Here is a 24,668-nt window from a genome sequence, read left to right on the forward strand (position 1 = left end):
GGGCGGCCGCAAACAAAGCTTCAGCAGACGAAGTTCACCGAGCCGCGACGCCCAGTTCGCGCGCGGCCGCGGCGGGCGACTGCTTGGCGGTGTCGCGATCGACGGCGTAGTTGGCCCGGCGCATGGCGTCGACGGTCAGCTTGCCCGACAGGGAAGCGGCCAGCGCCTTCAAGCTTTCGTCTTCGGCCCGCCTGGGCGAGACCAGCAGCACCGCGTCGTAGGGCGGCAGCGCGCCTTTCGGATCCTCCAGCACCACCAGGTCGTCGGCGGCGATCCGGCCGTCGCTGGAGAAGGCCGAGATGACGTCGGCCTCGCCCGAGGCCAGGGCGCGGTACATGAAGGTGGGCTGAAACTGGCGGCGGGTCTTGAACTTCAGGCCATAGGCCTTCTCGACCGCCGCCCATTCGGGCCGCGAGAAGAACTCCAGGTCGCCGCCCATGACCAGGTTCGGCGCCTTGGCGGAAAGATCGGCCAGGCTGCTCACGCCCAGCGCTTTCGCCCGCTCGCGCTTCATGGCGAAGGCGTAGGCGTTCTCGAAGCCCAGCGGCGCGGCCAGGACCACGCCGTCGCGGCGGGAAAGCTCGGTCTTCAGCGTGTCGAGCACCGCCTGGCGGCCGGGATTGTCGGTGCGGTGCAGGACGTTGGCCCACAGGGTGCCGGTGTAGTCGACATAGGCGTCGATCTCGCCGGCGGCCAGCGCGCGGTAGGCCACGGCCGAGCCGAGGTTGATGCGCCGCTCGACGCGCGCGCCCCGCCCTTCCAGCCGCTGCGCCATCAGCTCGGCCAGCACGTACTGCTCGGAGAAGTTCTTGGCCCCGATCACATAGGCCTGGGGGCGCGGCGTCAGGGCCGGAACCGCCAGCGGGGCCAGGGCGGCTGCGAGGCCAAGGCCCAGCGCGGCCAGGGCGCCGCCCCAGAGGACGGGCCGGCGCTGCTCCAGACCGCGTCCGACCAGCCCCAGCAACTGGTCGACGACCAGGGCCAGGGCCGCCGAGGCCGCGCAGCCGACCAGCACCATGTCCCAGGCCTCGGTCTGGAGGCCCGAGAAGATGTAGTCGCCCAGCGAGGTCTGGCCGACCGGGGTGGCCAGGGTCGCGCCGCCGATGGTCCAGACGGCGGCGGTGCGCACGCCGGCCAGGATCACCGGCGCGGCCAGGGGCAGTTCGACCTTCACCAGACTCTGTCGCGGGGTCATGCCCACGCCCCTCGCCGCCTCGGTCACGGCCGGGTCGACGCCGGCCAGGCCCGCGGCGGTGTTCCGCAGGATCGGCAGCATGGCGTAGAGCGAGAGGGCCAGCAGGGCCGGCAGGAAGCCCAGCGCCGGAAAGCCGAAGCCAAGGCTGGCCTTCGCCAGGTTCGAGAGCAGCAGCAGCAGCGGATAGAACAGCGCCAGTAGGGCCAGGCTCGGGATGGTCTGGACGAGGCCCGTGACCGCCAGGGCGATCCAGCGCAGCCCCGGTCGGCGCGCGGCGGCGAAGCCCAGCGGCAGGGCCACAGCCAGGCCCAGCGCCAGGGCGGCGGCCGACAGGGCCGCGTGCCAGGCCAGGCGCTGCGGCAGCAGGGCGAGTAGTTCAGCCATCCAGCAGCGCCCTCACCCGTTCGGCCTGACGGCGCGGCGCGGCCATCAGCGCCTCGACGCGCGGGTCGTCATGGCCAGCCATCAGATCGCGCGGCGCGGCGTCGGCGATGATCCGGCCCTGGTCGAGCACCACGACGCGGTCGGCCAGCAGCAGGGCCTCGGCCACGTCGTGTGTGACCATCACCGTGGTAAGCTCCAAGGCATCGTGCAGGCGGCGGACGTCGTCGCCCAGCGCCTGCCGGGTGATCGGGTCCAGCGCGCCGAAAGGCTCGTCCATCAAGAGGATCGCGGGGCGAGCGGCCAGGGCCCGGGCCACGCCCACCCGCTGGCGCTGGCCGCCCGACAGCGCGGCGGGACGGCGCTCGGCGACCGCGCGCGGCAGGTCGACGAGGTCGAGCAGTTCGTCGACGCGGGCGGCGATCTCGTCCTTCTTCCAGCCCAGCAGGCTCGGCGCGACGCCGATGTTCTCGGCCACGCTCATGTGCGGAAAGAGGCCGATCTCCTGGAAGACGTAGCCGATGCGCCGGCGCAGGACCGAGCCGTCGAGGGCGTTCACGGGCTGGCCGTCGATCCTGACGACGCCGGACGTGGGCGGCGCCAGGGCGTTGATGGTCTTGAGCAGCGTGGTCTTGCCCGCCCCGGAGCCGCCGATCAGGGCCACGAACTGGCCCGGCGGGATCGACAGGTCGACGTCCTTCAGCGCGACGGCGCCGTCATGCGTCTTGCCGACCTGTTCGAGGGCGATGGCTGGTGTCATGCGCGCTCACCTTTCCCGCTGCCGGGCGCTGCGACAAGCCGTCCCGCTTGCACCAAGCCAAATCAGACGCGTTAATGGTGGTTAACGGGGGTAGTTCTGGCTGGCGTGGAGCATGACGATGGCCGCAACCCTGACCGCGCCCTCCCCGACGGGAGGCTTCAAGGCCCGCAAGCGCCGCAAGGCCGTGCAGCGCCGACTGCGCTGGGCGGTGGCCCTGATGGTGCTGCTGAACCTGGCCGTCTGGGCCGGCGTCGTGGCCGCCCTGCGGGGCGTGGACGTGGCGGGATTACTGCCGCCCCTCTCTCTTTGAGAGAGGGAGGGGCCCGCCGCGAAGCGGTGGGAGGGTGAGAGGTTTCACCGCTCGCCGTTAGATCCCCGCTCGCCCATCAAGTCGTCATCCCGGCCGCAGCGCGTAGCGCGAAAAGCCTGGAGCCAGGGGCCGCCGACGATGCCTTGACGACAGCGAACCTTGCCATCGCGCCCAGTCCCCTGGGTCCCGGATGAACGCTGCGCGCTTTCCGGGATGACGATGGGGTTTTGAGCGGTTCTGGCTGAGCTTCGTTCGGAGAGATTGTAACCTCTCACCCTCCCACGCCTGCGGCGCGGGCCCCACCCTCTCTCAAAGAGAGCGGGATTTCGTGGGAGAGGAATTTCTATCAGTCCTTGGCGTCTTTGGCCGCCGCTTTCAGGTCTTCGCCGGCCGACTTCACGCCGCCGACCACCTCGTCCTTCTTGCCTTCCTTCTGCAGGTCCTTGTCGCCGGTGATGTCGCCGACGGTGGACTTGATCTCGCCTTCGGTCTTCTGGGCGTGGCCGGAATCCTTGTCGCCGCAGGCGGTCAGGGCGAGCGCGGCGGCGGCGATGGCGACGAGGGAGAGAGGACGCGTGAAGGTCATGCGGTGGAGCTCCTTGTTCGAACTCTCAACGCGTCTTCCAAGCTTTAGGTTCGATCCATCGACGGCCAGGCCGTCAGATCGACATCCGCATGATCTCTTGATAGGCCGAAATCACCTGGTCGCGGATCGAGATCACGGTCTCGAGGCTGGCTTCGGCCGACGAGATGGCGGTGACGACGTCGATCAGCTCGGCCTTGCCGGCCGCCTGCTGGGCGATCTTGTGCTCGGCCTGGCGCGAGGCCTGGACCGTATCGGTCATCGCCGACTTCAGCATGTCGCCGAAGTCCATCTTCTGGGACTCGCCGACGCTCTTGCCGAGCGACAGCGGCGTGGAGCCGGCGGCGGCGTAGGCCTTGGAGGCGGCCAGGGCGGTGATCATCGCCTAGCCCTTACTTCTTGAGGATGTCGAGCGTGCGCGACTGCATGCTGCGCGCGGTCTCGATGACGTTGAGGTTGGCCTCGTAGGCGCGCTGCGCCTCCTTCATGTCGAGCGCCTCGACCAGGGTGTCGACGTTGGGCAGCTTGACGTAGCCCTTGGCGTCGGCCGCCGGGTTGCCGGGGTCGTACTCGGTCTTGAAGTCCTTCTGGTCGCCCTCGACGCGGGCCATGGCCACGCCTTCGGCGCCCTCGACCTTGGCCGGACGGAACACCGGCACCTGGCGGCGATAGGGGTCGCCGCCGGCCGTGCGGGCCGTCGAATTGGCGTTGGCGATGTTCTCGGCGATGATGCGCATGCGGCCCTGCTGGGCCTTGAGCGCGCTGGCCGCCACGGCCATCGCCGCCGCCGACTGGGATCGGATCTCAGCCATCTATGCGTCCTCTAGCCGTTGGGGCGACGCGCGGCGGTGCGCAGCATCGACATGGAGCGTTGGTAGAAGGAGACCGCCGCGTCGTAGTTCATGCGCGCATCGGTCATCTTGAGCATCTGGTCCTCGAGCGTCACGGAGTTGCCGTCGAGGGTGGTCTCGCTGTCGGGGCCCTGGGGCGAACGCCACAGGCTGGCGGGCTTGGACGGCGCGATGTGGCCGGCGCTGGTGGTCAGCATCTGCAGCGGGCGGCCCATCGTGGCCAGGCCGCTGCTGGTCCCGCCGCTGCTCGCCTGAGCGTCGAGCGAGGCCTGGAAGGAGAAAGCCTTGAGGTCCCGCGGCTGATAGCCGGGGGTGTCGCCGTTGGCGACGTTCTGGGCGACCACCTTCTGCCGCTCGGTCAGATAACCGAGCCGGCTCTTCAGCATCGAGAAAAGAGGGATGTCGTCCGGACCCATGCGAGCATGGTGAAGAAACAGGGTTAATCACGCATTAAGGACAGTGAGGCACACCAGGGATGCGGCGCCTCGCCGCGCCTCTTTCCTGTGGAATCCTGTCCGCGCATGGACGTCTTTCTTCTGATCCGCGCCGTCGCGGCGCTGGCCGTCACCCTGGGCCTGATCGGCCTGGCCGCCGTGGCCCTGCGCAAGTTCGGCCCCGAGGCCCTGAACCGCATCGTCTCCAAGCGCCGCGAGCGGCGGCTGCAGGTTGTCGAGACGCTGGTTCTGGACCCCGCCCGCCGCCTGGTGCTGTGCCGGCTGGACGGCGAAGAGCGCCTGGTGCTGCTGGGCGACGGCCGACTGCTGGACTGGGTTCCCGCCGGAGCCCCCTCGCCTTCCCCCGCCCCCGTCACGACCCAGCCGGAGCCCGTGGCCTGATGCGCCTGCTAAAGACCCTCACCGGCGCCACGCCGCAGGAACTGCGCCGCGCCGCCGTCATCGCCATGCTGGCGGGCCTGGCGACCACGCTGGGCCCGTCGCTGGCCATGGCCCAGTCGGCCGTCAATGTCGATCTGGGCACGGGCGCGGGCCTGACCGAGCGGGTCGTCCAGCTGGTCGGCCTGCTGACGGTGCTGTCGCTGGCGCCGTCGATCGTGATCATGACGACCTCGTTCGTGCGCATCGTCGTGGTGCTGGGCTTGCTGCGCACGGCGATCGGCGTGCAGCAGAGCCCGCCCAACCCGGTGATCATCAGCCTGGCGCTGTTCCTGACGGCCATCGTCATGGGCCCGACCTTCGAGCAGTCCTACGACGCGGGCGTAAAGCCCCTGCTCGACAAGCAGATGGAGCTGCCGCAGGCGTTCGAGGCCGCCGGCCAGCCGGTGAAGACCTTCATGCTGCGCCAGGTGGACGAGGACGACCTGGCCTTGTTCATCCGCCTTTCGAAGATCGAGAAGCCGAAGACCGCCCAGGAAACCCCGCTGAAGGTGGTGACCCCGGCCTTCATGATCTCGGAACTGAAGCGCGCCTTCGAGATCGGCTTCCTGCTGTTCATTCCGTTCCTGGTCATCGACCTGGTCGTCGCCAGCGTGCTGATGAGCATGGGCATGATGATGCTGCCGCCGGCGACGGTCAGCCTGCCGTTCAAGCTGATCTTCTTCGTGCTAGTGGATGGATGGCGACTCGTCTGCGGCAGCCTGGTGGAAAGCTTCCAGCGCGGGACCGGCGGCGGGTAAGATCCGACGACACCGAACAGAATAACTAGAACAACAGAAGACCAAGACCGATGGGCGTTTTCGTACTGGGCTCGATCAATCTGGACGCCGTGGCGCGGGTCGACGACCTGCCGCGGCCGGGCGAGACGGTGGCCGGCCTGTCGCTGGAGCTGTTCCTCGGCGGCAAGGGCGCCAACCAGGCCGTCGCCGCCGCCCGCATGGGCGCGCCCACCCGCCTGATGGGCGCGGTCGGCAAGGACGACAGCGGCGTCAGCCTGAAGGGCAAGCTGGCCGGCTACGGCGTGCAGGTGGCCGACGTGGCCGAACTGTCGGGCGCCCCCACGGGCCAGGCCCACGTCTGGGTGTCGTCGGGCGGCGAGAACATGATCGTCGTCACCGGCGGCGCCAACATGATGATCACGCCCCAGCAGGTGGCGGCCACGGCGCTGGAAGGCCAGCGCGTGCTGCTGGCTCAGCTGGAAACCCCGGCCGGCGCCATCGAGGCGCTGTTCAAGGCCGGCGCGGCCAAGGGCGGCCTGCGGGTGCTGAACGCCGCACCCGCCCTACCCCAGGGCGCGGCCCTGTTCCCGCTGACCGACATTCTGATCCTGAACCAGACCGAGCTGGCGACCTACGCCCGCCTCGACCACGAGCCGGCCAAGCTGGAGGAGGTCTCCAAGGCCGCCCGCAAGCTGATGAGCCGCCCCGACCAGACGATCATCGTCACCCTAGGCAAGACCGGCGTGGCCGCCGTGCGCCGCGACGAGGCCTTCCTGGTCGAGGGCCGCAAGGTCAAGGCGGTGGACACCGTCGGCGCCGGCGACTGCTTCTGCGGCGCTCTCGCCGCCGGTCTGGCCGCCAATCTCGACCTGCGCGAGGCCGTCGAGCAGGCCAACGCGGCGGCCGCCCTGTCGGTGCAGAAGCCGGGCGCGGCCCCGTCGATGCCCAGCAAGCGCGAGGTCGAGGTATTCCTCGAGGGGTGAGGCCTCGCCTCCCCCCTTCAGTTGCCCGTCATTCCCGCCCTTGTGGCGGCGACATCCATCGCTACCGCCAACCCGCCCATAAGCGGACGGATTTGACGCCGTTTATGGGAGTGGGAGGCGTGCTTCGAACCCCTCTCTTTAAGAGAGAGGGATCTCGGACAGCGCGAAAGTCCGCCCAGAGGGGTTCCCGCCACAAGGGCGGGAATGACAGGAGTTTTTGGACGCCGCCCGTCAGGCCGCGCGGATGCCGCTGAAGCCGCCCTCGGCCTGGGCGCCGACGATGGCGTCGTAGCCGAGGATCATGTCGACGTCCTTGCCGTTGGTCGCCAGCGGCAGGCGCAGCCACAGGATCGAGACGTGCGGCGCGCCGCGCCAGGCCAGGCTGTGCACGCCCACGCCCGGGCGACGCTCGTCGACGACCTTGTCCAGCTCCTTGCGCCAGTAGTCGCCGGCGGCGGTGTTGTAGACCTCGCTCAGCGCCTTGCCGGTGATCTCGCGGCCATAGACGCCGTAGAGGCCCGTGCCGGCCAGGCGCAGGCGGTAGTCGCGCGGCTCGCGCACGACATCGATCAGACTGACCGTCGGCAGCAGGCGCTTGATGCCCGAAGGGTGAAGGTCAGCACGCGCAGGCAGGTTCGCCCCGCGGCGCAGGGACGCCCAGTATGCGAACATTTCCTGATGAGCGCGGGCCGCGGTCGCGGATGCGCTCAGTTGCGCGGACATCTTCAGAGTCCTTAACAAGCCTTTGGAATCACGGTGATTCACCGCTCGTTCACTATGTCTTAAGCACCGAATCGGCGGAAGCGAAAAATCGCCGCCGCCAACAAAGATTCCGTTTGAGAGTCAATCTGGAAGCACAACGCCCGGGCGCTGGAAGAGCGCCCGGGCGTCGATTTTCTCGCTTAGCTTAACCACAAGCGATTGATTGAATTAAGGTAAATGAACGCTCAGACTCAGCCCTTGCGGCCCTTCCCGGCGCCCCGGCCGGTCTGGCCAAGGCCCATCTGGCGGGCAAGCTCCGAACGCGCCTTGGCGTAGTTCGGCGCAACCATGGGGTAGTCCGAAGGCAGGCCCCACTTCTCGCGGTAGTCCTCAGGGCTCATGTCGTACTGCGTGCGCAGGTGACGCTTCAGCGATTTGAAGCGCCGGCCGTCCTCCAGGCAGATGATGTAGTCGGGCGTCACCGAGCGGCGGACCGGCACGGCCGGCTCCTTGGGCTCGGGGGCCGCGGCCTCGGGCGAACCGACCGACCGGAGCGCGTCGTGAACGCTGCGGATCAGGGCCGGCATGTCGGCCGCCGAGACGGCGTTGCCGCCGACGAAAGCCGCGACGATGCCCGCGGTAAGTTCGACGAATGGGATCTCTTCTTCCATGACGCCTCTCCCGTTCCCTTTATCTTTCTTCACGCACGACCAGCTTTGGCGCGCGAAGTTGCATCATGGATAAACGCGTCAGTAAAACCGGGCAATAGATGCCGCTAGGGAATATTGACTGTCGATCAATGCGATCATTCGCATCGGCAACTTAAGGTCGCGAGATAAAAATTCAGATTTTCTGGATTTTGACTGAACGCGTTCGCCGAACTTGACCGTGCGGACACGACACGTCGCGGAGATGTCGGCGCCTAGCGGCCGAAATCCCGCGACAGGGCCAGCATCGCCGCCCGCTGCGGCACCGAGTATTCGTCGATGGCGTCGGTGTCGCCGTCGCGGATGGCCTTCAGCAGGGCCGGCGTCAGGGCCGACGACAGCGACCAGTTCCAGTAGCGCAGCACGGTCTGGGCCCGGTCGACGGCGATGGCGTCGAATACCCCCAGCACCCGCTCCAGGCCCGGCGACGGCGCGCCCTCGGCGTCGGTCTCGGGACGACGCAGGCCGCGCCACAGGGCCCGCACCGCCGCGCGCGGCAGGCCGGTGGCCTTGCAGAGGATGGCGATCGGCTCGCCGCCCGCGTCGGTGAAGATCTTGGCGCCGGTCATCGGCTTGAGACCGGCGAGGTACGAGATCTCCTCGGCCGTCTCGCGGGTCAGGCCGCTCTGGGCGGCGGCGACGGCGTCCTCGAGGCTGTCGAACGGGCTCTTGGCGATGGCGGCGCGGTTGCGCTGTCGCCGCTCGATGAATTGCAGCGCCTTGCGCGACAGCGGATCCTGCCACCCCTCCTCGGAGGCCACCGCGAAGACGTCGCCGACGGCGTCCTGCAGGATCTCGCGCGAGACGGCGAAGCGCTGGAGGATCGTGCGGCGAGCCTCGGCGTCGGCCCACCAGAACATCACATAGGCGTGGCTGGGACGCAGCTCGGCGCGCCGCAGCAGCAGCGGGATCAGGCTGGGATTGTCGCGCGTCATGGCCACGACGTTCTCGACGCCCTGGTGGCTGAAGCGGGCCAACTCGTTGCGCAGCAGGGCCTCGACCACCGGCGTCTCGCCCATGTCGACCAGGGCGTCGGCCACCACCTCTCCGACGCCGCGGCGGATGGCGATCAGCCGGCGGTGTTCCTGGGTGGCGTGGTAGAGACAGTCGATCAGGTCGGCGTCCGACAGGTTGGGCGAGTTCTCGAGCAGAGCCCGGGCGACGACGACCTCGTCGCGCAGCAGAAGGCGGACCAGCGAGCCTGGCATGTCGTTGAGGTTGGCCAGGCGGCGGGCGACCTTCTCGCGCTCCTCGACCACCGCCTCGCGCAGCATCTCGACCAGCAGGTCGGCGCACATCGCCCGCTCGAAGGCGTTGATGCGGCTGGCCGGCAGGCAGACCACGTCGGCCAGCCGCTTGAGGAGAGCGGCGCGCGACTTGGGCGGAACGGCGATCGGCTTGGCGAAGGGCGAAATCGGGTCGGTCATGATCTTCCTGGCGGCGAAGCCCCGGTCGCCGAGTTTCGAACCTAGACGGTAACGCCCTTAAGTTCGAATTAGCGCCAGGGATTCTCCCGCCAAGGGAATTTGCGGCCCAAAGCCAGGCTTCGCCAGGGGGTCAGCGAAATTGTCGCGGCGCCCACTCAGGCCAGATGTCCGGCAGGTCGGTGGAGACGCGGTTGGGATAGGCCGGGGCGCGCTTCTCCAGGAACGAGGTCACGCCCTCCTTGGCGTCGCCCGAGGCGCCGCGCGACTGGATGGCGCGGCTGTCGGCCTTGTGGGCCTCCATCGGATGGTCGGCGCCGGCCATGCGCCAGAGCAGCTGGCGGGTCAGGGCGACGGAGACGGGGGCGGTGTTGTCGGCGATCTCGCGCGCCAGGGCGCGGGCGGCCGGCAGCAGGTCTTCGGCCGCATGCAACGAGCGGACGAAGCCGCGCTCCTTGGCCTCGGTCGCCGGGAAGACCCGGCCGGTGTAGCACCACTCCAGCGCCGTCTGCATGCCCACGAGCCGCGGCAGGAACCAGGACGAGCAGGCCTCGGGCGTGATGCCCCGGCGAGCGAAGACGAAGCCGAACTTGGCGTCTTCGGCGGCCAGGCGGATGTCCATGGCCAGCTGCATGGTCGCGCCGACACCGACGGCTGGGCCGTTCACGGCGGCGATCACGGGCTTGAGGCTGTCGTAGATGCGCAGGGTCACCCGGCCACCGCCGTCGCGATAGACGTCGCCGACCTTGCCTTCCTCCCGCTCCAGCGCCTGGGGCGAGGTGCGGTCGAAGGTGGCGCCGCCGCTCGACAGGTCCGCCCCGGCGCAGAAAGCCCGGCCCGCGCCCGTGACGATCACCGCTTTGACCGCATCGTCGGCGTCGGTGATGTCGAAGACCTCGATCAGTTCCTTCATCATCCGGGCGGTGAAGGCGTTGAGCTTTTCAGGCCGGTTCAGGGTGATCGTCGCGACGCCGTCCTCGACGGCGTAGAGCAGGGTCTCGAAGGTCGGCTGCGACATGTGGCGGGCTCCCTGGGGTGGCATGATTTCAAACGATCGTATGACCACATCAAGCAAGCACACAACCCCTCCCCCTTGATGGGGGAGGGCGCAGGGGTGGGGGTGGCTAGAGCGGTTGAAGCCACGCAACGCGGCCGGCTCAGCAGTTCACCCCCATCCCCGGCCCTTCCCCCATCAAGGGGGAAGGGAGATCAGGCCCGCCTCACCCCCAGCTTGCTGATCGCATGCACGAAGTTGTTCGCCGCGATCTCGATGCCGCCCGTCCATTCCAGGTCGGGGAAGCGGGCCAGGATCTGGCGATAGGCCTCCTCCAGCTGGATCTGGGCGACGCGCTTGCCAAGACAGGTGTGCGGGCCGTAGCCGAAGGCCACGTGCTTGCCGGCGTTGGGGCGGGTGACGTCCAGGCGGTCGGGGCTTTCGAACATGGCCGGATCGCGATTGGCCGCGCCGTAATACATGACCACCTTCTCGCCTTCACGGATCTGCTGCCCCGCCACCTCGACGTCGCGCGTGGCGGTGCGGCGCATGTAGATCACCGGGCTGACCATGCGGATGAACTCGTCCACCGCGCCCGGCAGCAGTGACGGATCGTCGATCAGCCGCTGCTTCTGCTCGGGAAACTCGGTCAGCAGTCGCATGGCGCCCGACAGGGTGTTTCGCGTCGTGTCGTTGCCGGCGAAGACGATCAGCAGCCACGAGCCGTCGAGATACTCGTCGGCCAGCAGATCGCCGTCGACCTGGGCGCGGGCGATGGCCGTCATCAGGTCGGCCTGCGGGTCGGCTCGCCGCTTGAGCAGCATGGTGCGGCCGTAGTCGAACATCTCCTCGATGTTGTCGTTGAAGTCGGCGACGAACTGCATGAGCTCGAGGGTGGGCGTGATGGGCGCCTGGGCCTGCTGCACGGCCAGGTCCTGGGCCCGCTCCAGATAGTGCATCCAGCGCAGGAACTTGCTCCGGTCCTCCGGCGGCACGCCCAGGATCTCGCACAGGGTGAACAGCGGCAGGATCGACGAGAAGTGCTCGACCATGTCGATCTCGGCGCCGCCGGCCAGCAGCGGCTCCATCTCGTCCAGAAGGCGGGTGACCTCCGCCCTCACCTTGTCGGTCAGGCCGCGCAGGTAGGCGGCGGTGAAATAGGGCATGTGCTCGCGGCGCAGCTGCAGGTGATGCGGCGCGTCGAGATTGATCATGGTGTCCATGGTCGCCCGGAACAGCAGGGCGTGGCGCTTGTCGGGCGGCCCCATCGACATCAGGATCCCGCCCCTCTGCGAGGAGAAGGTCTCCGGGTCGCCGTTGACGCGCATGACGTCGTCATAGCGGGTGACGGCCCAGAAGCCCGGGCCGCCAAACGGCTCGCCGTGCCACATCACCGGCGCCTCGACGCGCATCCGCGCGAAGTCGGCGAAGGGCTGGCCCTTGGTGAAGCGGAAGATGTCGGCCAGGTCGACACCGTCGAGGGTGGGATAGGCCTTGGTCCCGCCGGGTCCTGGCCGGCCGTCGACCACCGTCTTGCTGATCAGCTCCATGCGCTCGCCTCCCGTCGAACATCGTTGTCGGACGCACGATCACCCAGGATTGCGCGGCCGCCAACGGCGCCCCTACGGCAACTTGCGCGCGCGTCGGGCCTTGGGTCATGCTGCCGACTGAACGCCGATCATGCGGGTCACACGCAGGCGGCGGCAGGGAGAGAAATGGCCGTCGCCGCCCTGGCGAGCGGCCCAGGAGGTCGCATGCATCCGAGCGTCCACGCCCGCACCCAGCCCGACAAGCCCGCCTTCGTGATGGCCGGCTCGGGCGAGAGCGTCACCTACCGGGAACTCGACGACCGCTCCAACCAGGGGGCCCAGCTGTTCCGGTCGATGGGCCTTCAGGTCGGCGACGTGGTCGCCATCCTGCTCGACAACCATCCGCGCTACCTGGAGATCGCCTGGGCGGCCCAGCGGGCGGGGCTCTACTACACCTGCATCTCGACCAAGCTGACCGCGCCGGAGGTCGAGTACATCGTCAAGGACTGCGGGGCCAAGGCGCTGATCGCCGGACCGGCGATGGACGGCGTCGCCCAGGCGCTGGCGCCGCTGATCCCAGGCGTGGCGCTGCTGCGGGTGGAAGGGGCGGCCGGCCCCTATGCCGACTTCGATGCGGCCCGCGCGGCCATGCCGGCCACGCCCATCGCCGACGAGACCTCCGGCTCGGACATGCTCTATTCGTCAGGCACGACCGGACGGCCCAAGGGCGTCAAGCCGGCGCTGAACGGCGCGCCGATCGATGCGCCCCACGCCTTGCAGATGATGGCCCAGCACCTGTTCAAGCTGGACGGCGACAGCGTCTATCTCTCGCCGGCGCCGCTCTATCACGCCGCTCCGCTGCGCTGGTGCATGAGCGTGCACAAGCTGGGCGGCACGGTCGTGGTGATGGAGAAGTTTGATCCCGAGACGGCCCTGGCCCTGATCGAAGAGCACAAGGCCACCTGCGGCCAATTCGTGCCGACCCACTTCGTGCGGATGCTGAAGCTGCCGGAGGCGACGCGGGCCAGGTACGACGTATCGACCATGCGCTCGGCGATCCACGCCGCCGCCCCCTGCCCGGTGCCGGTCAAGGAACAGATGATCGCCTGGTGGGGGCCGGTGATCTACGAATACTACGCCGGCACCGAGGGCAACGGCTTCTGCTGGATCGACAGCAAGAGCTGGCTGGAGCGGCGCGGCTCAGTGGGCCAGGCGGCGCTGGGCGAGCTGCGCATCTGCGACGAGGCCGGCGATCCCCTGCCCGCCCGCAGCGAAGGCGTGGTCTATTTCGCCAACGGCCCGGCGGTGACCTATCACAACGCCCCGGAGAAAACGGCCGAGAGCTACAACAAGCACGGCTGGACGACGCTGGGCGACGTGGGCTGGGCCGACGAGGACGGCTATCTCTACCTGACCGACCGCAAGAGCTTCATGATCATCTCGGGCGGGGTGAACATCTATCCGCAGGAGATCGAGAACCTGCTGATTACCCACCCCAGGGTGGCCGACGCCGCCGTGGTCGGCGCTCCCGACGAGGAGATGGGCGAAAAGGTCGTGGCGGTGATCCAGCCGCTGGACTGGGACGACGCCGGCGAGGCCCTGGCCGCCGAACTGCTGGCCTTCACCCGCGACAACCTCAGCCACGTGAAGGCCCCACGGCAGGTGGACTTCGTGCGCGAACTGCCCCGGCACCCGACGGGCAAGCTCTACAAGCGGCTGGTGCGGGATGCGTACTGGGGCAAGGGCGAGGGGCGGATCGTTTGATCCATAATCACTAGAAAGTTGATTTTCTGAATTTTTGCCACCACTTTGTTGAAAGTGGTGGCAAGGACTAATTCCGTGACCCTCCAGCGCCTCCCCTTGGCGATCCACACGAACGTCGCCGACCTGATCGACCAGCTTCGCGCGGCCCAGATCAGCGAGTTCGGCGACGGCGCCAGCTTCCTCCGGCGCGAGCGCGGCGGTCGCCCTTACTGGTATGTCCGTTCGCGGCAGGTGCGAGGCGAGCGCTTGGAACGCTATCTTGGCCCCGAAACGTCCGAGCTGCTGGCGGCCATGGAAACGGCGAAGACCATCAACGGCGCCGCTGATGGGCGCCGGCAAATCGTGCGGGCGCTGCGCGCGGCGGGACTGCACACGCCGGACCAGCGCACAGGCCGTGTCCTGCAAGCCTTGAACAAGGCCGGCGTGTTTCGGCTACGCGCCGCCGTCGTCGGCACGGTGGCCTTCCAGACCTATGGCGCCCTGCTGGGCTTCACCTTGCCCGCACAGGCCGTGCGCACGGGCGATCTCGACATCGCCCAGGACTATGGGATCTCGATGGCCATCGACGATGGACTGGACCGGCCCTTCATCGACGTGCTGCGCGCCGCCGACCCGAGCTTCTCCCCCATCCCCAAGCTCGATCCGGGCAAGAGCGCCGCCTACCGGACGCCGGATGGCTATGCAGTGGACGTGCTGACCACCAGCCGGCATGCGGGCGACGACGAGACCTCCCGCCTCGTCGCGCTGAACACCGACGCAACGCCCCTGCGCTTTCTCGATTTCCTGCTGCGAGACACGGTGGAAGCCGCCGTGCTGCACGATGATGGCGTGCTCGTGCGGGTTCCGGCCCCGGCGCGATACGCCGTGCACAAGCTGATCATCTCGCGCAAGCGCAGCCAGGCCAATCCCAAGCGCCGCAAGGACGTGGCGCAGGCGCAAGCGCTGATCCGCGCCCTGGCCGAGGACGATCCCTTCGCCCTGCGTGACGCCTATGCCGAGGCCCGCGGTCGTGGCGAGGCGTGGCGCAAGCTGCTGGACGAGGCGGTCAGCCTGCTGCCCGAAGATGCAAGGGCGGTGCTGGAGGGCTAAGGCGCCGCACGTTGCTTCTATACGGCGCGGTATTACCGCCACACGGTCGCGGGCATGCTTTCGGCTCTCTTCGACCGTCTCTCCCGGATCGCTCTGCCCAAGACCGCGACCGCTCCGTTCTGCCCGGCGGAGGTGCGCGGCGCCGTGCCCGTGCCGGACGGGCTGCCGACCTGGAAGCGGATGCTGCGCACGGCGGGACCGGGGCTGCTGGTCAGCGTCGGCTACATGGACCCCGGCAACTGGGCGACCGATATCGAGGCCGGGTCGCGCTACGGCACGTCCCTGCTGTTCGTCGTGGTGCTGTCGAGCCTGGCGGCGATCCTGTTGCAGACCCTGTCGATGCGGCTGGGCCTGGTCACCGGCAAGGACCTGGCCCGGATGTCGCGCGAACGGTACGGGCCATGGACGGTCAAGGTGCAATGGGCGCTGGCGGAGCTGGCCATCATCGCCTGCGACATCGCTGAGGTGCTGGGTTCGGCCCTGGCCTTCAAGCTGTTGCTAGGCGTGCCCCTGTGGGCCGGGGTGCTGCTGACCGGCCTCGACACGATCATCGTGCTGGGCCTGAAGGGCAAGGGCTTCCGCCAGCTGGAGGCCATCATCCTGGGCCTGATCTCGACGGTCGGGATCTGCTTTCTCGTACAGCTGATCATCGTGCCGCCCGACGCCGGGGCGGTGGCGAGGGGCTTGGTCCCGTCGCTGGCGGCGCTGCAACAGGGCAACGCGCTTTATCTGGCGATCGGCATACTGGGCGCGACGATCATGCCGCATAACCTCTATCTGCACTCGTCGATCGTGCAGACGCGGCTGACGCCCGAAGACGTTCCGGGCAAACGGGCGGCGATCCGGCTGGCGACGATCGACACCGTGGTCGCCCTGGTGCTGGCGCTGTTCGTCAACGCCGCGATCCTGGTCCTGGCGGCCTCGGCCTTTCACGGCAACGGCCTGCGCGAGGTGGCCGGCATCGAGGAGGCGCATGAGCTGCTGGCGCCGATCACTGGCGCGGCCGTGGCCGGGATCCTGTTCGGGATCGCCCTCTTCGCCTCGGGCCAGAGCGCCACCTTCACCGGCACCATCGCCGGCCAGGTGATCCTGGAGGGTTTCCTGAACCTCAGCATCCCCTGCTGGCAGCGGCGGCTGATCACCCGAGGCCTGGCCATCGTTCCGGCGCTGGCCGGCGTGCTGACGCTGGGCGACCACGCAGTGGGACGCCTGCTGGTGCTGACCCAGGTGGTGCTGAGCGCCCAGCTGCCCTTCGCCATCTGGCCGCTGCTGCGGTTCACCGACGACAAGGCGCTGATGGATCCGTTCGCCAACGGCCCGGTCACCCGCCTCGTCGCCTGGGGGCTGTTCGTGGTGATCTCGGCGGCGAACGTCTGGCTGGTGGTTTCGACGTTCTCGTAAAGCCCCTCCCCATCGAGGGGGAGGGGTTGTCCCAGGTCGAGCCCCGTGATCTCTTCCAAACAAACGTTTGGGAGAGCGCCGCATGAAAGAGATCGCCTTCGCCGACATCGCCAGCCTGGTCGGGCAAGAGGTCGGGGTGTCCGACTGGGTCGAGATCAGCCAGGAACGGGTCAACCAGTTCGCAGAGGCGACCGGCGACCACCAGTGGATCCACATCGACGTCGAGCGGGCGACGCGCGAGATCGGCGGGCCGATCGCCCACGGCTACCTGACGCTGTCGCTGATCCCGATGCTGGGCGCGGGAATCCTTCACGTCACCGGCGTGACGCGCGGCATCAACTACGGCTGCGACAAGGTGCGGTTCACCAGCATGGTGCGCGTGGGCAAGCGGGTGCGGATGCGCCAGAAGCTGGTCAGCGTCGAGCCCAAGGCCGGCGGCCTGCAGATGAAGAACGAGTGCACCATCGAGATCGAGGGCGAGGAGCGCCCGGCCTGCGTGGCCGAGACGATCTCGATCATCTACGGGGGTTAGATGCTTCCCCTGAAGGGGGAGCTGTCGCGGAGCGACTGAGGGGGAAGTGTCGGCCGGCGACTCGGAAGCTGATAACGTCCCCCCTCCGGCGCTTCGCGCCACCTCCCCCAAAGGGGGAGGACCTATGAAGAGAAAAGACAAAGGCCCCGGATCGCTCCGGGGCCTTTGTTTCTGGAAATCGGACCAAGCCTAGCGCTTGATCGCGTCGCCGACCTTGTCCTGGACCTGGCCGACCTTGTTCTGGATGTCGCCCTTGGCCTTCTGGGCCTTGCCCTCGGCTTCGAGGCGTTCGTTGTCGGTGGCCTTGCCGACGGCTTCCTTGACGGCGCCCACGCCCTTGTCGATGGCGCCTTCCACACGATTGGTGCTCATTGGCTTGCTCCTGCTAGCGTTGAACTCCCCATTCGAACGGAGCCCCGGGAGCAATGGTTCCTAGCGTGGCCGCAAGGGATTTCGGCGAAATCAGCGATTGAAACCGGGCGCGGCCACGGCCTGGACGGCGACCACGTCCTGCGCCGCCGCAACGCTGGGCGGCTTGGCCGGGGCGGCCTGGATCAGCGGCGGACCCGACGGCTTGTCGAGCAGGGCGACGGTCTCGCGGATATACTTGGCGTGGGTGACGATGCCGATCTCGAGGCGCTCGCCCGACAGTTCGACCTGCTGGGTCAGCATGCCGGCAACGAACTGCACCTCCTGGCTTTCGGTCGAGCCCGGCCGGCGGCGCGCGCCCTCGGCCATGAACACCGGCCCGCCCGAATTGCCGGGAAACACCGAAAAATCCATCAGGAAGGTCGGGAACACGCTGGCCGGGGCCAGAGGATAGGACGCCACCCGGCCCGAGCGCAGGATCGGGAAGCCCGCGGTGTTGGCCGACAGGCCGCGCGGGAAGCCCAGGGCCATCATCTCGTCGCCGGGACCCAGGCTGTACTTGTTGAAGGTGTCGTCCTGGGCCAGCCAGGCCAGCGGGATGGCGGCCTTGGCGAACTCGGGCGGGGCCTCGACGACGATGGCGGCGACATCGCGGCTGGGATGCTTGATCCACAGCGGATGGTCGCCGTCGCGGATCTTCAGGGTGCGGGGGTCATAGCGCCAGACCCCCTCCTTGCTCTGCACGCGATAGCCGATCTTGGCCGACACCGAGGGCATGCGGTCGAAGACGTGGGCGGCGGTGACCAGGATGGTGCGCGGGCGGCCGTCGGGCGTCGGATCCTCGATCAGGAATCCGGTGCCGACCGTGCGCGAGCCGTCTGCGAGCGGCTGCTCCAGCTGCACCGTCGCCTGGATCAGATCGACCGACAGGTCCCAAGCCATGAATGCCCTCGTCTCCGATTCAACCTTAGACGTCGTATGAGTTTGACCAGACGCCCCTGCCGCAACAAGTTGGCGTTCTGACGCATCCGAGGGGGAATCTGTCCATGAACCGGCGCGAAATGATGACGAGCGTTGCCGCCGTCGCCGCCACGTCCTCCGCCCTCATCCCCGGGAGTTCCATGTCCGCCACCGCCAAGCCCGTTCCTCCGGTCGCCAAGAAGGTCCCCAAGCGCATCGAGCAGCTGGGCCGGGTGCGCGTCGACGACTACGCCTGGATGAAGGACGACAACTGGCAGAAGGTCCTGCGCGACCCCAGCCTGATCAAGGCCGAGGTCAAGGAGCACCTGACCGCCGAGAACGCCTATGTGAAGGCGATGCTGGCCCCGACGCAGGACCTGCAGAAGGCGATGTTCGAGGAGATGAAGGGCCGCATCAAGGAGGACGACTCCTCGGTCCCCTCGCCCGACGGCCCGTACGATTACTATTCGCGCTTCGCCCTGGGCGGCCAGCACCCGATCTATGCGCGGCGTCCCCGCGGAAAGACGGATGGCGAAGAGGTGCTGCTGGACAGCGACGCCCTGGCCAAGGGCAAGGCCTACAGCCAGGTCAGCGCCGCCGACCACAGCCCCGACCACAAGCTGTTCGCCTATGCCGAGGACGCGCAGGGCTCGGAAGTCCACAAGATCTACGTCAAGGACCTGGCCACCGGCGAGATCCTGCCCGAGCCGGTCGACAGCAGCACCGGCGACTTCACCTGGTCGCCCGACTCCCAGTGGCTGTTCTGGACGCACCGCGACGACAACGGCCGCTCCGACAAGATCTATCGCCGCCCCGCGCGCGGCGGGCTGAAGGACGACGTGCTGGTCTATGAAGAGCCCGACGATGGCTTCTTCGTCAGCGTCAGCGTCACCGGCTCGGACGCCTTCATCGTGATCAGCGCAGGCGACCACGAGACGTCGGAAACCCTGCTGATTCCGGCCAGCGACGTCGCCGCCAAGCCCAAGGCCGTCGAGCCGCGCACGCCGGGCCTGCGCTATTCGGTCGAGCACTGGGACGGCAAGTTCGTCATCCTGACCAACGCCGACGACGCCATCGACTTCAAGCTGGTCGAGGCCCCGGTCGACAATCCCGGCCGCGCGAACTGGAAGGACTTCGTGGCCCACAAGCCGGGGACCTTCATCACCGGCCACGCCGCCTACAAGGACCATCTGGTCCGGGTCGAGCGTGTCAACGCCAACACCCGCATCGTCATCACCGACCGCGCCACCAAGGCCGAAAAGCCGATCGTCGTCGACGAGCAGGCCTATGTGCTGAGCGTCGAGGGCGGATACGAGTTCGACACCCCGACCCTGCGCTATGTCTACCAGTCGCCGACCACGCCGCGTCAGTGGTTCGACTACGACATGCGCAGCGGCGACAAGGTGCTGCGCAAGACCCAGGAGATCCCCTCGGGCCACGACCCTTCGAAGTACGTGACCAAGCGCCTCTATGCGAAGGCGCCCGACGGCGCGCAGGTGCCGGTGACCGTGCTGATGAAGAAGGACGTCAAGCTGGACGGCAAGGCGCCGCTGCTGCTGTACGGCTACGGCAGCTACGGCATGTCGATGGATCCGTCGTTCTCGATCCGCAACTTCAGCCTGGTCGACCGCGGCTGGATCTGGGCCACGGCCCACATCCGCGGCGGCTCGGAAAAGGGCTACGGCTGGTTCCTGGACGGCAAGAAGTTCAAGAAGAAGAACACCTTCACCGACTTCATCGCCTGCGCCGAGCACCTGCACGCCAATGGCTACGGCGCCAAGGGCGCCACCGTGGCCTATGGCGGTTCGGCCGGCGGCATGCTGATGGGCGCGATCACCAACCTGCGGCCGGACCTGTGGTCGGGCATCATCGGGGCGGTGCCGTTCGTCGACGTGCTCAACACCATGAGCGACACCTCCCTGCCGCTGACCCCGCCGGAGTGGCCCGAATGGGGCAATCCGCTGGAGGACAAGGAGGCCTACGACTACATCGCCAGCTATTCCCCCTACGACAACGTCGCCGCCAAGCCCTATCCGGCCGTGCTGGCCACCGGCGGCCTTTCGGACCCGCGCGTCACCTACTGGGAGCCGGAGAAGTGGGCGGCCAAGCTGCGGGCCAACACCACCAGCGGCAACCCGATCCTCTTGAAGATCAACATGGAGGCCGGCCACGGCGGCGCCTCGGGCCGCTTCGACTTCCTCAAGGAGATCGCGCTCGACTACGCCTTCGCCGTGTGGGCGGTCGACAAGGGCTGGACGAAGGCCTGAGAAAGCCCCTTCCCCCTCGCGGGGAAGGGGTTGGGGATGGGGGCGCCGACGCTGTCATTGACCGACACGGCGCCGACACCCCCACCCCTGCCCCTCCCCGCAAGGGGGGAGGGGGTCATGTATTCCTGGAGCTTAGCTTGATCATCCGCCCCTCCACCGACGCCGACGTACCGGCGATCACGGCCATCTACGGCTGGAACGTGCTCAACGGCCTAGGCACCTTCGAGGAGGTCCCCCCCGACGAAGCCGAGATGGCCCGGCGGCGCGGGGCGTTCCTGGATCGCGGCCTGCCCTACCTGGTCGCCGAGCTGGACGGAAAGGTGCTGGGCTACGCCTATGCCGGTCCGTTCCGGCTGCGGGCGGCCTATCGCTACACCGTCGAGGACAGCATCTATGTCGCTCCCGACGCGGCCGGAAAGGGCGTCGGCAAGGCGCTGCTGACGGCCCTGATCGAGGCCTGCGAAGCCCTGGGCCTGCGCCAGATGTGCGCGGTGATCGGCGACAGCGGCAACGCCGCGTCGATCGGCGTCCACGCCGCCCTCGGTTTCGAGCACAAGTGCGTCTTCCCGGCCATGGGCTACAAGTTCGACCGCTGGGTCGACCTCGTCTGGATGCAGCGGTCGCTGAACGGCGGCGGCGACACCCCGCCGGATGCGCCAGGCATGTCTTTGAGCGGCGTCTAGGACGCCGCAAGGACGCTCAAAGCAAAAGCCCCGCCGGCGGACCGGCGGGGCTTTCGTGTTTTCGGGGCTCTAAAAAGAACCGAGGATCAGGCCTTGCGGGCGCGGGCCTTGCCCGGAGCCTTGGCCTTGCGGCCGCCCTGGCCCAGGCCCAGGGCCTTGGCCATCGCCGAGCGGGCTTCGCTGTAGGACGGGGCCGTGGTCGGGTAGTCGGCGGGCAGGCCCCACTTCGACTTGTACTCGGCGACGGTCATGCCGTGGGTGGTCAGGTGACGCTTCAGCGTCTTGTAGGGCTTGCCGTCCTCGAAGCTGATCAGGGCGTCCGGCGTGATGCTCTTGCGGATCTGGGCCGGAGTAGCCTTGGTAACGGTCTCGGTAACCGGCGCTTCCGGCGAGCCAAGACCGGAAAGGGCGTCGTGCGTGGCCCGAATCAGAGCCGGCAGGTCAGAGACCGAGGTCGTGTTGTTGGCCACATAGTTAGCCACGATCTCGGCGGTCAGCTCGATCAGGGTCGATTTGTCTTCCACGGCGTCACTCCACAATGACTTTAAATTCGGAAATACACCCGCCCCGTGGAATTACAAGTACACAAATACGCAACCGAGCGAGCAACGCTCCGCGAAAACAGGCTTTATTTCGCGGCAACAATGTCGATGGCGGATTTTCAAAGCCTTAGCCGTAACCGATCGCGCTCGCCTTCAAGTTCAGTTTCGACCTCGTGCGTTTTCCCGCTCGCGAAGACCGGCAAGGTTCGCGTGCAATTGCACTTTGAGCAAAACCAGGCGCGCGTTTCAGATTCGCCGCCCCTCCGCGCCCCCATCTTCAGATCGAGACCGGCGCCCTGACGGGATCGCGCAAGGGCTCGGACACGCGAACACGCCGACGGTCAAAGCACAGCTTGAAGGAGGGAGAGGATCGCGATGTAAACGCCACCTCTATCGAAGGCCGCTGATCAGCGAAGAGATTGAAGAGAGTGGCTGGGGAACTAGGACTCGAACCTAGAATGACGGTACCAAAAACCGCAGTGTTACCATTACACCATTCCCCAGCAGGAACGGCTGCCGACCCAGTGGGCCGCGGCGAGGCGGTGGAGATAGCTCAGGATTCGGACGGTGGCAACGCCCTCCAAATTCTTTTTTTGGGTCTATTTTCACGCTTGCGACTCTCGAAACAGCCCCCTATAAGCCGCCTCCCAAGTCGAGCACAGCCAACCGGCGGCGCGGCTTCGGAAGTCGGAGTGTGGCTCAGTCTGGTAGAGCACTGCGTTCGGGACGCAGGGGTCGCAGGTTCAAATCCTGCCACTCCGACCATCTTCTCTCCCGAGAAAATCCTCTTATTTGCACCGCCTGAGCGACAAGTTCGGCAGGTTGCGTGCTGTTCATTTGACCGCAACGCGGCAGCCGTTAGCTTGCGACGACATTGAAGCGCGACGGACGCACGACCACCTGTGCTTTTCCGCCGCCGCGCCTCGGCTATCGCAACGGGACCCCGATGAAGCAGTTTCTCATGACCGTGGCCGGCGTATTCGTCGGACTGGTGCTCTTTCTCGTCGGGGTTCCCTTCATACTGATCGTGCTGGCGGCCGGCGCCGCCCGCCCTGCCCCGGTCTCGGCCAACTCGGTCGTGCAGCTGGACCTGCGCGGCGGACTGTCGGACCAGGATTCGCAGAACCCGTTCGCGGCCTTCGGCGGCGGCGGCCAGTCGGTGATGGGCGTGATCGAGGTGCTGCGCCGCGCCGAGACCGACGACAAGGTCAAGGCGGTGTTCGTGCGCCTGCCCGAGGGCGGCGTCGCCCCGGCCTCGGCCGACGAACTGGCCCAGGCCTTCAAGCACTTCCGCAGCGTCGGCAAGAAGCCGATCTTCGCCCACAGCCAGGGCCTCTATCCCTCGGGCATGTCGACCTCGACCTACCGCCTGGGCGCGGCCGCCAGCGAGTTCTGGATGCAGCCGGACAGCGCGTTGCAGGCCGTCGGCGTGGCCAGCGAGACGATGTTCTACAAGCGCCTGTTCGACAAGTACGGCGTCAAGGCCGACTTCGAGCAGCGCTATGAATACAAGAACGCCGTCAATCCTTACCTGAACAGCGACTTCACTCCCGCCCACCGCGAGGCGACGCTGTCGTGGATGGGCTCGGTCTACACCAGCGCCCTGACCGCCGCCGCCCAGGACCGCAAGCTGGATCCGGCCCGCCTGATCAAGGCCATCGAGGCCGGCCCCTACAGCGCCCAGCAGGCGCAGGGCCTGGGCCTGATCGACAAGGTCGGCCAGGTGAAGGAGGCCCAGGACGCCATGCTGGCCCGCGCCGGCAAGGGCGCCAAGCTGATCGAGTTCTCCGACTACGCCTCGCGCTCGAAGAAGGACCTGCCCAAGACCGGCGCGGCCATCGCCGTGATCGGCGCCGAAGGCCCGATCGTCACCGGGACCGCGGGCCAGGCCTCGCCGTTCGGCGGCGACAGCACCATCCACTCCGACGAGACCGCCAAGGCGATCTACGACGCGATCGAGGACAAGGACGTCAAGGCGATCGTGCTGCGCGTCTCCTCGCCGGGCGGGTCGGACACGGCCTCCGAACAGATCCTGGCGGCCGTCCGGGCGGCCAAGGCGGCTGGAAAGCCCGTCGTGGTCAGCATGGGCACCTATGCGGCTTCGGGCGGCTACTGGATCAGCAGCCAGGCCTCGGCGATCGTCGCCCAGCCCTCGACCCTGACCGGCTCGATCGGCGTGTTCGGCGGCAAGTTCGCCCTGGGCGAGGCGCTGTCGCGCTTCGGCGTCGACACCCGCCAGATCAGCGTGGGCGGCGACTACGCCGGCGCCTTCGGCACTGGCCAGGAATTCACCGCCGACCAGCGCGCCCGCTTCTCGGCCTGGATGGACAATATCTACGCCGGCTTCATCAAGCGCGTGGCCGAGGGCCGCAAGCTGCCGGTCGAGCGCGTGCGCGAGATCGCCAAGGGCCGCGTCTGGACCGGCGCCCAGGCCAAGGAGCTGGGCCTGGTGGACCAGCTGGGCGGCTTCTACGACGCCGTCGACAAGGCCAAGGCCCTGGCCAACCTGAAGGGCGACGTGCGCCTGAAGAAGATCGGCGGACCCAAGTCGCCGTTCGACGCCCTGGAGAAGGCCCTGGGCGTCAGCTCGACCTCGATGCGCACCGTGGCCGCCGCCGCCTGGATCCTGGGCGACCCGCGCTCCGAAGCGATCCTCGACGAAATGGCCAAGACCCGCCTGCGCTCGCAAGGCGCCAGCGTCCTGGCCGACACGCCGACCTACTGAGGTCTCGGCAAGGTTCACGGGAAAGGCCGCTCCGCAAGGGGCGGCCTTTTTTGTTGGGCGGTCCCAAGATCCTCCCCCTGAAGGGGGAGGTGTCGGCCCCGGGTCCGGCCAAAGGCCGGCCCGAGGATAAACTCCGCCGACGGAGGGGGACGTGGTTGCTGTGTTGGGGGATGTGCTGAGCTCATCGGGGACTTCCCCCTCCGGCCCTTCGGGCCACCTCCCCCTTCAGGGGGAGGATCTTTGGCGAGGAACCTCCCCCTCTGGGGGAGGCGGCCGAAGGCCGGTGGGGGGGGGGGGGGGGGTTT

General features: G+C 67.9%; 24 protein-coding genes, 2 tRNA genes and 1 pseudogene. 12 read left to right on the plus strand and 15 right to left on the minus strand.

Annotated features, from left to right (window positions below):
- Positions 1–34 precede the first annotated feature (34 nt).
- Positions 35–1,579, minus strand: a complete 1,545-nt coding sequence (locus tag DDF62_RS10040) for a glycine betaine ABC transporter substrate-binding protein (protein WP_116488987.1) — start codon at positions 1,577–1,579, stop codon at positions 35–37.
- Positions 1,572–2,336: an ATP-binding cassette domain-containing protein gene (locus tag DDF62_RS10045; protein WP_116488988.1), complete on the minus strand. Its 765-nt coding sequence runs from the start codon at positions 2,334–2,336 to the stop codon at positions 1,572–1,574. The genes DDF62_RS10040 and DDF62_RS10045 overlap by 8 nt, the downstream gene beginning before the upstream one ends.
- A 112-nt stretch (positions 2,337–2,448) precedes the next feature.
- Between DDF62_RS10045 and DDF62_RS10050 the strand changes: the two genes are divergently transcribed.
- Entirely contained in the window at positions 2,449–2,646 is a 198-nt protein-coding gene (locus DDF62_RS10050) for a hypothetical protein (protein WP_244286785.1), read from the plus strand.
- Between the two features lie 346 nt (positions 2,647–2,992).
- Here the strand turns inward: DDF62_RS10050 and DDF62_RS10055 are convergent, their stop codons facing one another.
- From DDF62_RS10055 to flgB, 4 genes are all read right to left on the minus strand, one after another.
- Positions 2,993–3,232 carry a CsbD family protein gene (locus DDF62_RS10055; protein ID WP_116488990.1) on the minus strand — a complete coding sequence of 80 codons (240 nt, stop codon included), beginning with the start codon at positions 3,230–3,232 and terminating at the stop codon, positions 2,993–2,995.
- Between the two features lie 73 nt (positions 3,233–3,305).
- Positions 3,306–3,611: a flagellar hook-basal body complex protein FliE gene (gene fliE, locus DDF62_RS10060; RefSeq protein WP_116488991.1), complete on the minus strand. Its 306-nt coding sequence runs from the start codon at positions 3,609–3,611 to the stop codon at positions 3,306–3,308.
- Between the two features lie 10 nt (positions 3,612–3,621).
- Positions 3,622–4,041, minus strand: coding sequence for a flagellar basal body rod protein FlgC (gene flgC / locus DDF62_RS10065; RefSeq protein ID WP_101715199.1), 420 nt, complete (start codon positions 4,039–4,041; stop codon positions 3,622–3,624).
- Between the two features lie 11 nt (positions 4,042–4,052).
- On the minus strand, positions 4,053–4,496 hold the full coding sequence (gene flgB, locus DDF62_RS10070) for a flagellar basal body rod protein FlgB (protein ID WP_116488992.1): 444 nt from the start codon (positions 4,494–4,496) through the stop codon (positions 4,053–4,055).
- 105 nt (positions 4,497–4,601) lie between these two features.
- Here flgB and DDF62_RS10075 point away from each other — a divergent pair, with 105 nt between their 5' ends.
- From DDF62_RS10075 to DDF62_RS10085, 3 genes are read left to right on the plus strand one after another with little or no spacing between them, the layout of a single operon-like run.
- Positions 4,602–4,916 carry a flagellar biosynthetic protein FliO gene (locus DDF62_RS10075; RefSeq protein ID WP_116488993.1) on the plus strand — a complete coding sequence of 105 codons (315 nt, stop codon included), beginning with the start codon at positions 4,602–4,604 and terminating at the stop codon, positions 4,914–4,916.
- Positions 4,916–5,713: a flagellar type III secretion system pore protein FliP gene (fliP, locus tag DDF62_RS10080; RefSeq protein ID WP_425267040.1), complete on the plus strand. Its 798-nt coding sequence runs from the start codon at positions 4,916–4,918 to the stop codon at positions 5,711–5,713. The genes DDF62_RS10075 and fliP overlap by 1 nt, the downstream gene beginning before the upstream one ends.
- A 50-nt stretch (positions 5,714–5,763) precedes the next feature.
- A complete protein-coding gene (locus DDF62_RS10085) occupies positions 5,764–6,675 on the plus strand; it encodes a ribokinase (RefSeq protein ID WP_116488994.1) in 912 nt (303 codons plus the stop codon).
- A gap of 231 nt (positions 6,676–6,906) precedes the next feature.
- Here the strand turns inward: DDF62_RS10085 and mopJ are convergent, their stop codons facing one another.
- The 5 genes from mopJ to DDF62_RS10110 all read right to left on the minus strand — a co-directional run bounded on the left by mopJ (position 6,907) and on the right by DDF62_RS10110 (position 12,052).
- Positions 6,907–7,404 (minus strand): motility/cell cycle regulatory protein MopJ, encoded by a 498-nt coding sequence (mopJ, locus tag DDF62_RS10090; RefSeq protein WP_101715230.1) that lies wholly within the window; start codon positions 7,402–7,404, stop codon positions 6,907–6,909.
- 224 nt (positions 7,405–7,628) lie between these two features.
- The gene (locus DDF62_RS10095) at positions 7,629–8,048 is read right to left on the minus strand and encodes a Ros/MucR family transcriptional regulator (protein ID WP_116488995.1); all 420 of its coding nucleotides are present in this window, start codon (positions 8,046–8,048) and stop codon (positions 7,629–7,631) included.
- Between the two features lie 251 nt (positions 8,049–8,299).
- Entirely contained in the window at positions 8,300–9,511 is a 1,212-nt protein-coding gene (locus DDF62_RS10100) for a DUF2336 domain-containing protein (RefSeq protein ID WP_116488996.1), read from the minus strand.
- A gap of 130 nt (positions 9,512–9,641) precedes the next feature.
- A complete protein-coding gene (locus DDF62_RS10105; RefSeq protein WP_116488997.1) occupies positions 9,642–10,526 on the minus strand; it encodes a crotonase/enoyl-CoA hydratase family protein in 885 nt (294 codons plus the stop codon).
- Positions 10,527–10,717: 191 nt separating this feature from the next.
- Complete coding sequence (locus tag DDF62_RS10110; RefSeq protein WP_116488998.1) at positions 10,718–12,052, minus strand: cytochrome P450; 1,335 nt, start codon at positions 12,050–12,052, stop codon at positions 10,718–10,720.
- A gap of 204 nt (positions 12,053–12,256) precedes the next feature.
- Here DDF62_RS10110 and DDF62_RS10115 point away from each other — a divergent pair, with 204 nt between their 5' ends.
- The 4 genes from DDF62_RS10115 to DDF62_RS10130 all read left to right on the plus strand — a co-directional run bounded on the left by DDF62_RS10115 (position 12,257) and on the right by DDF62_RS10130 (position 16,817).
- On the plus strand, positions 12,257–13,795 hold the full coding sequence (locus tag DDF62_RS10115) for an acyl-CoA synthetase (RefSeq protein ID WP_116488999.1): 1,539 nt from the start codon (positions 12,257–12,259) through the stop codon (positions 13,793–13,795).
- 75 nt (positions 13,796–13,870) lie between these two features.
- On the plus strand, positions 13,871–14,884 hold the full coding sequence (locus DDF62_RS10120; protein WP_116489000.1) for a nucleotidyltransferase family protein: 1,014 nt from the start codon (positions 13,871–13,873) through the stop codon (positions 14,882–14,884).
- 54 nt (positions 14,885–14,938) lie between these two features.
- The gene (locus tag DDF62_RS10125) at positions 14,939–16,285 is read left to right on the plus strand and encodes an Nramp family divalent metal transporter (protein WP_116489001.1); all 1,347 of its coding nucleotides are present in this window, start codon (positions 14,939–14,941) and stop codon (positions 16,283–16,285) included.
- Between the two features lie 82 nt (positions 16,286–16,367).
- Positions 16,368–16,817 carry a MaoC family dehydratase gene (locus tag DDF62_RS10130; protein ID WP_116489002.1) on the plus strand — a complete coding sequence of 150 codons (450 nt, stop codon included), beginning with the start codon at positions 16,368–16,370 and terminating at the stop codon, positions 16,815–16,817.
- A 190-nt stretch (positions 16,818–17,007) separates the two neighbouring features.
- Here the strand turns inward: DDF62_RS10130 and DDF62_RS10135 are convergent.
- Positions 17,008–17,189: pseudogene (locus tag DDF62_RS10135) on the minus strand (CsbD family protein); the annotation flags it as partial.
- 90 nt (positions 17,190–17,279) lie between these two features.
- A complete protein-coding gene (locus DDF62_RS10140) occupies positions 17,280–18,128 on the minus strand; it encodes a trypsin-like serine peptidase (protein ID WP_116489004.1) in 849 nt (282 codons plus the stop codon).
- Positions 18,129–18,232: 104 nt separating this feature from the next.
- Here DDF62_RS10140 and DDF62_RS10145 point away from each other — a divergent pair, with 104 nt between their 5' ends.
- Together DDF62_RS10145 and DDF62_RS10150 are read left to right on the plus strand one after the other, a co-directional pair.
- Positions 18,233–20,413 (plus strand): S9 family peptidase, encoded by a 2,181-nt coding sequence (locus tag DDF62_RS10145; protein WP_116489005.1) that lies wholly within the window; start codon positions 18,233–18,235, stop codon positions 20,411–20,413.
- Positions 20,414–20,538: 125 nt separating this feature from the next.
- On the plus strand, positions 20,539–21,096 hold the full coding sequence (locus DDF62_RS10150) for a GNAT family N-acetyltransferase (RefSeq protein ID WP_165832221.1): 558 nt from the start codon (positions 20,539–20,541) through the stop codon (positions 21,094–21,096).
- Positions 21,097–21,182: 86 nt separating this feature from the next.
- Here DDF62_RS10150 and DDF62_RS10155 read toward each other — a convergent pair whose 3' ends face one another.
- The gene (locus DDF62_RS10155; protein ID WP_116489006.1) at positions 21,183–21,620 is read right to left on the minus strand and encodes a Ros/MucR family transcriptional regulator; all 438 of its coding nucleotides are present in this window, start codon (positions 21,618–21,620) and stop codon (positions 21,183–21,185) included.
- Positions 21,621–22,067: 447 nt separating this feature from the next.
- Positions 22,068–22,141 (minus strand) — tRNA-Gln (locus DDF62_RS10160).
- A gap of 185 nt (positions 22,142–22,326) precedes the next feature.
- Between DDF62_RS10160 and DDF62_RS10165 the strand changes: the two genes are divergently transcribed.
- A tRNA-Pro gene (locus DDF62_RS10165) sits at positions 22,327–22,403 on the plus strand.
- A gap of 181 nt (positions 22,404–22,584) precedes the next feature.
- Positions 22,585–24,363: a signal peptide peptidase SppA gene (gene sppA / locus DDF62_RS10170; protein WP_116489007.1), complete on the plus strand. Its 1,779-nt coding sequence runs from the start codon at positions 22,585–22,587 to the stop codon at positions 24,361–24,363.
- Positions 24,364–24,668: the final 305 nt, after the last annotated feature.

Source organism: Caulobacter radicis (assembly GCF_003094615.1).
Classification (GTDB): Bacteria; Pseudomonadota; Alphaproteobacteria; order Caulobacterales; family Caulobacteraceae; genus Caulobacter; species Caulobacter radicis.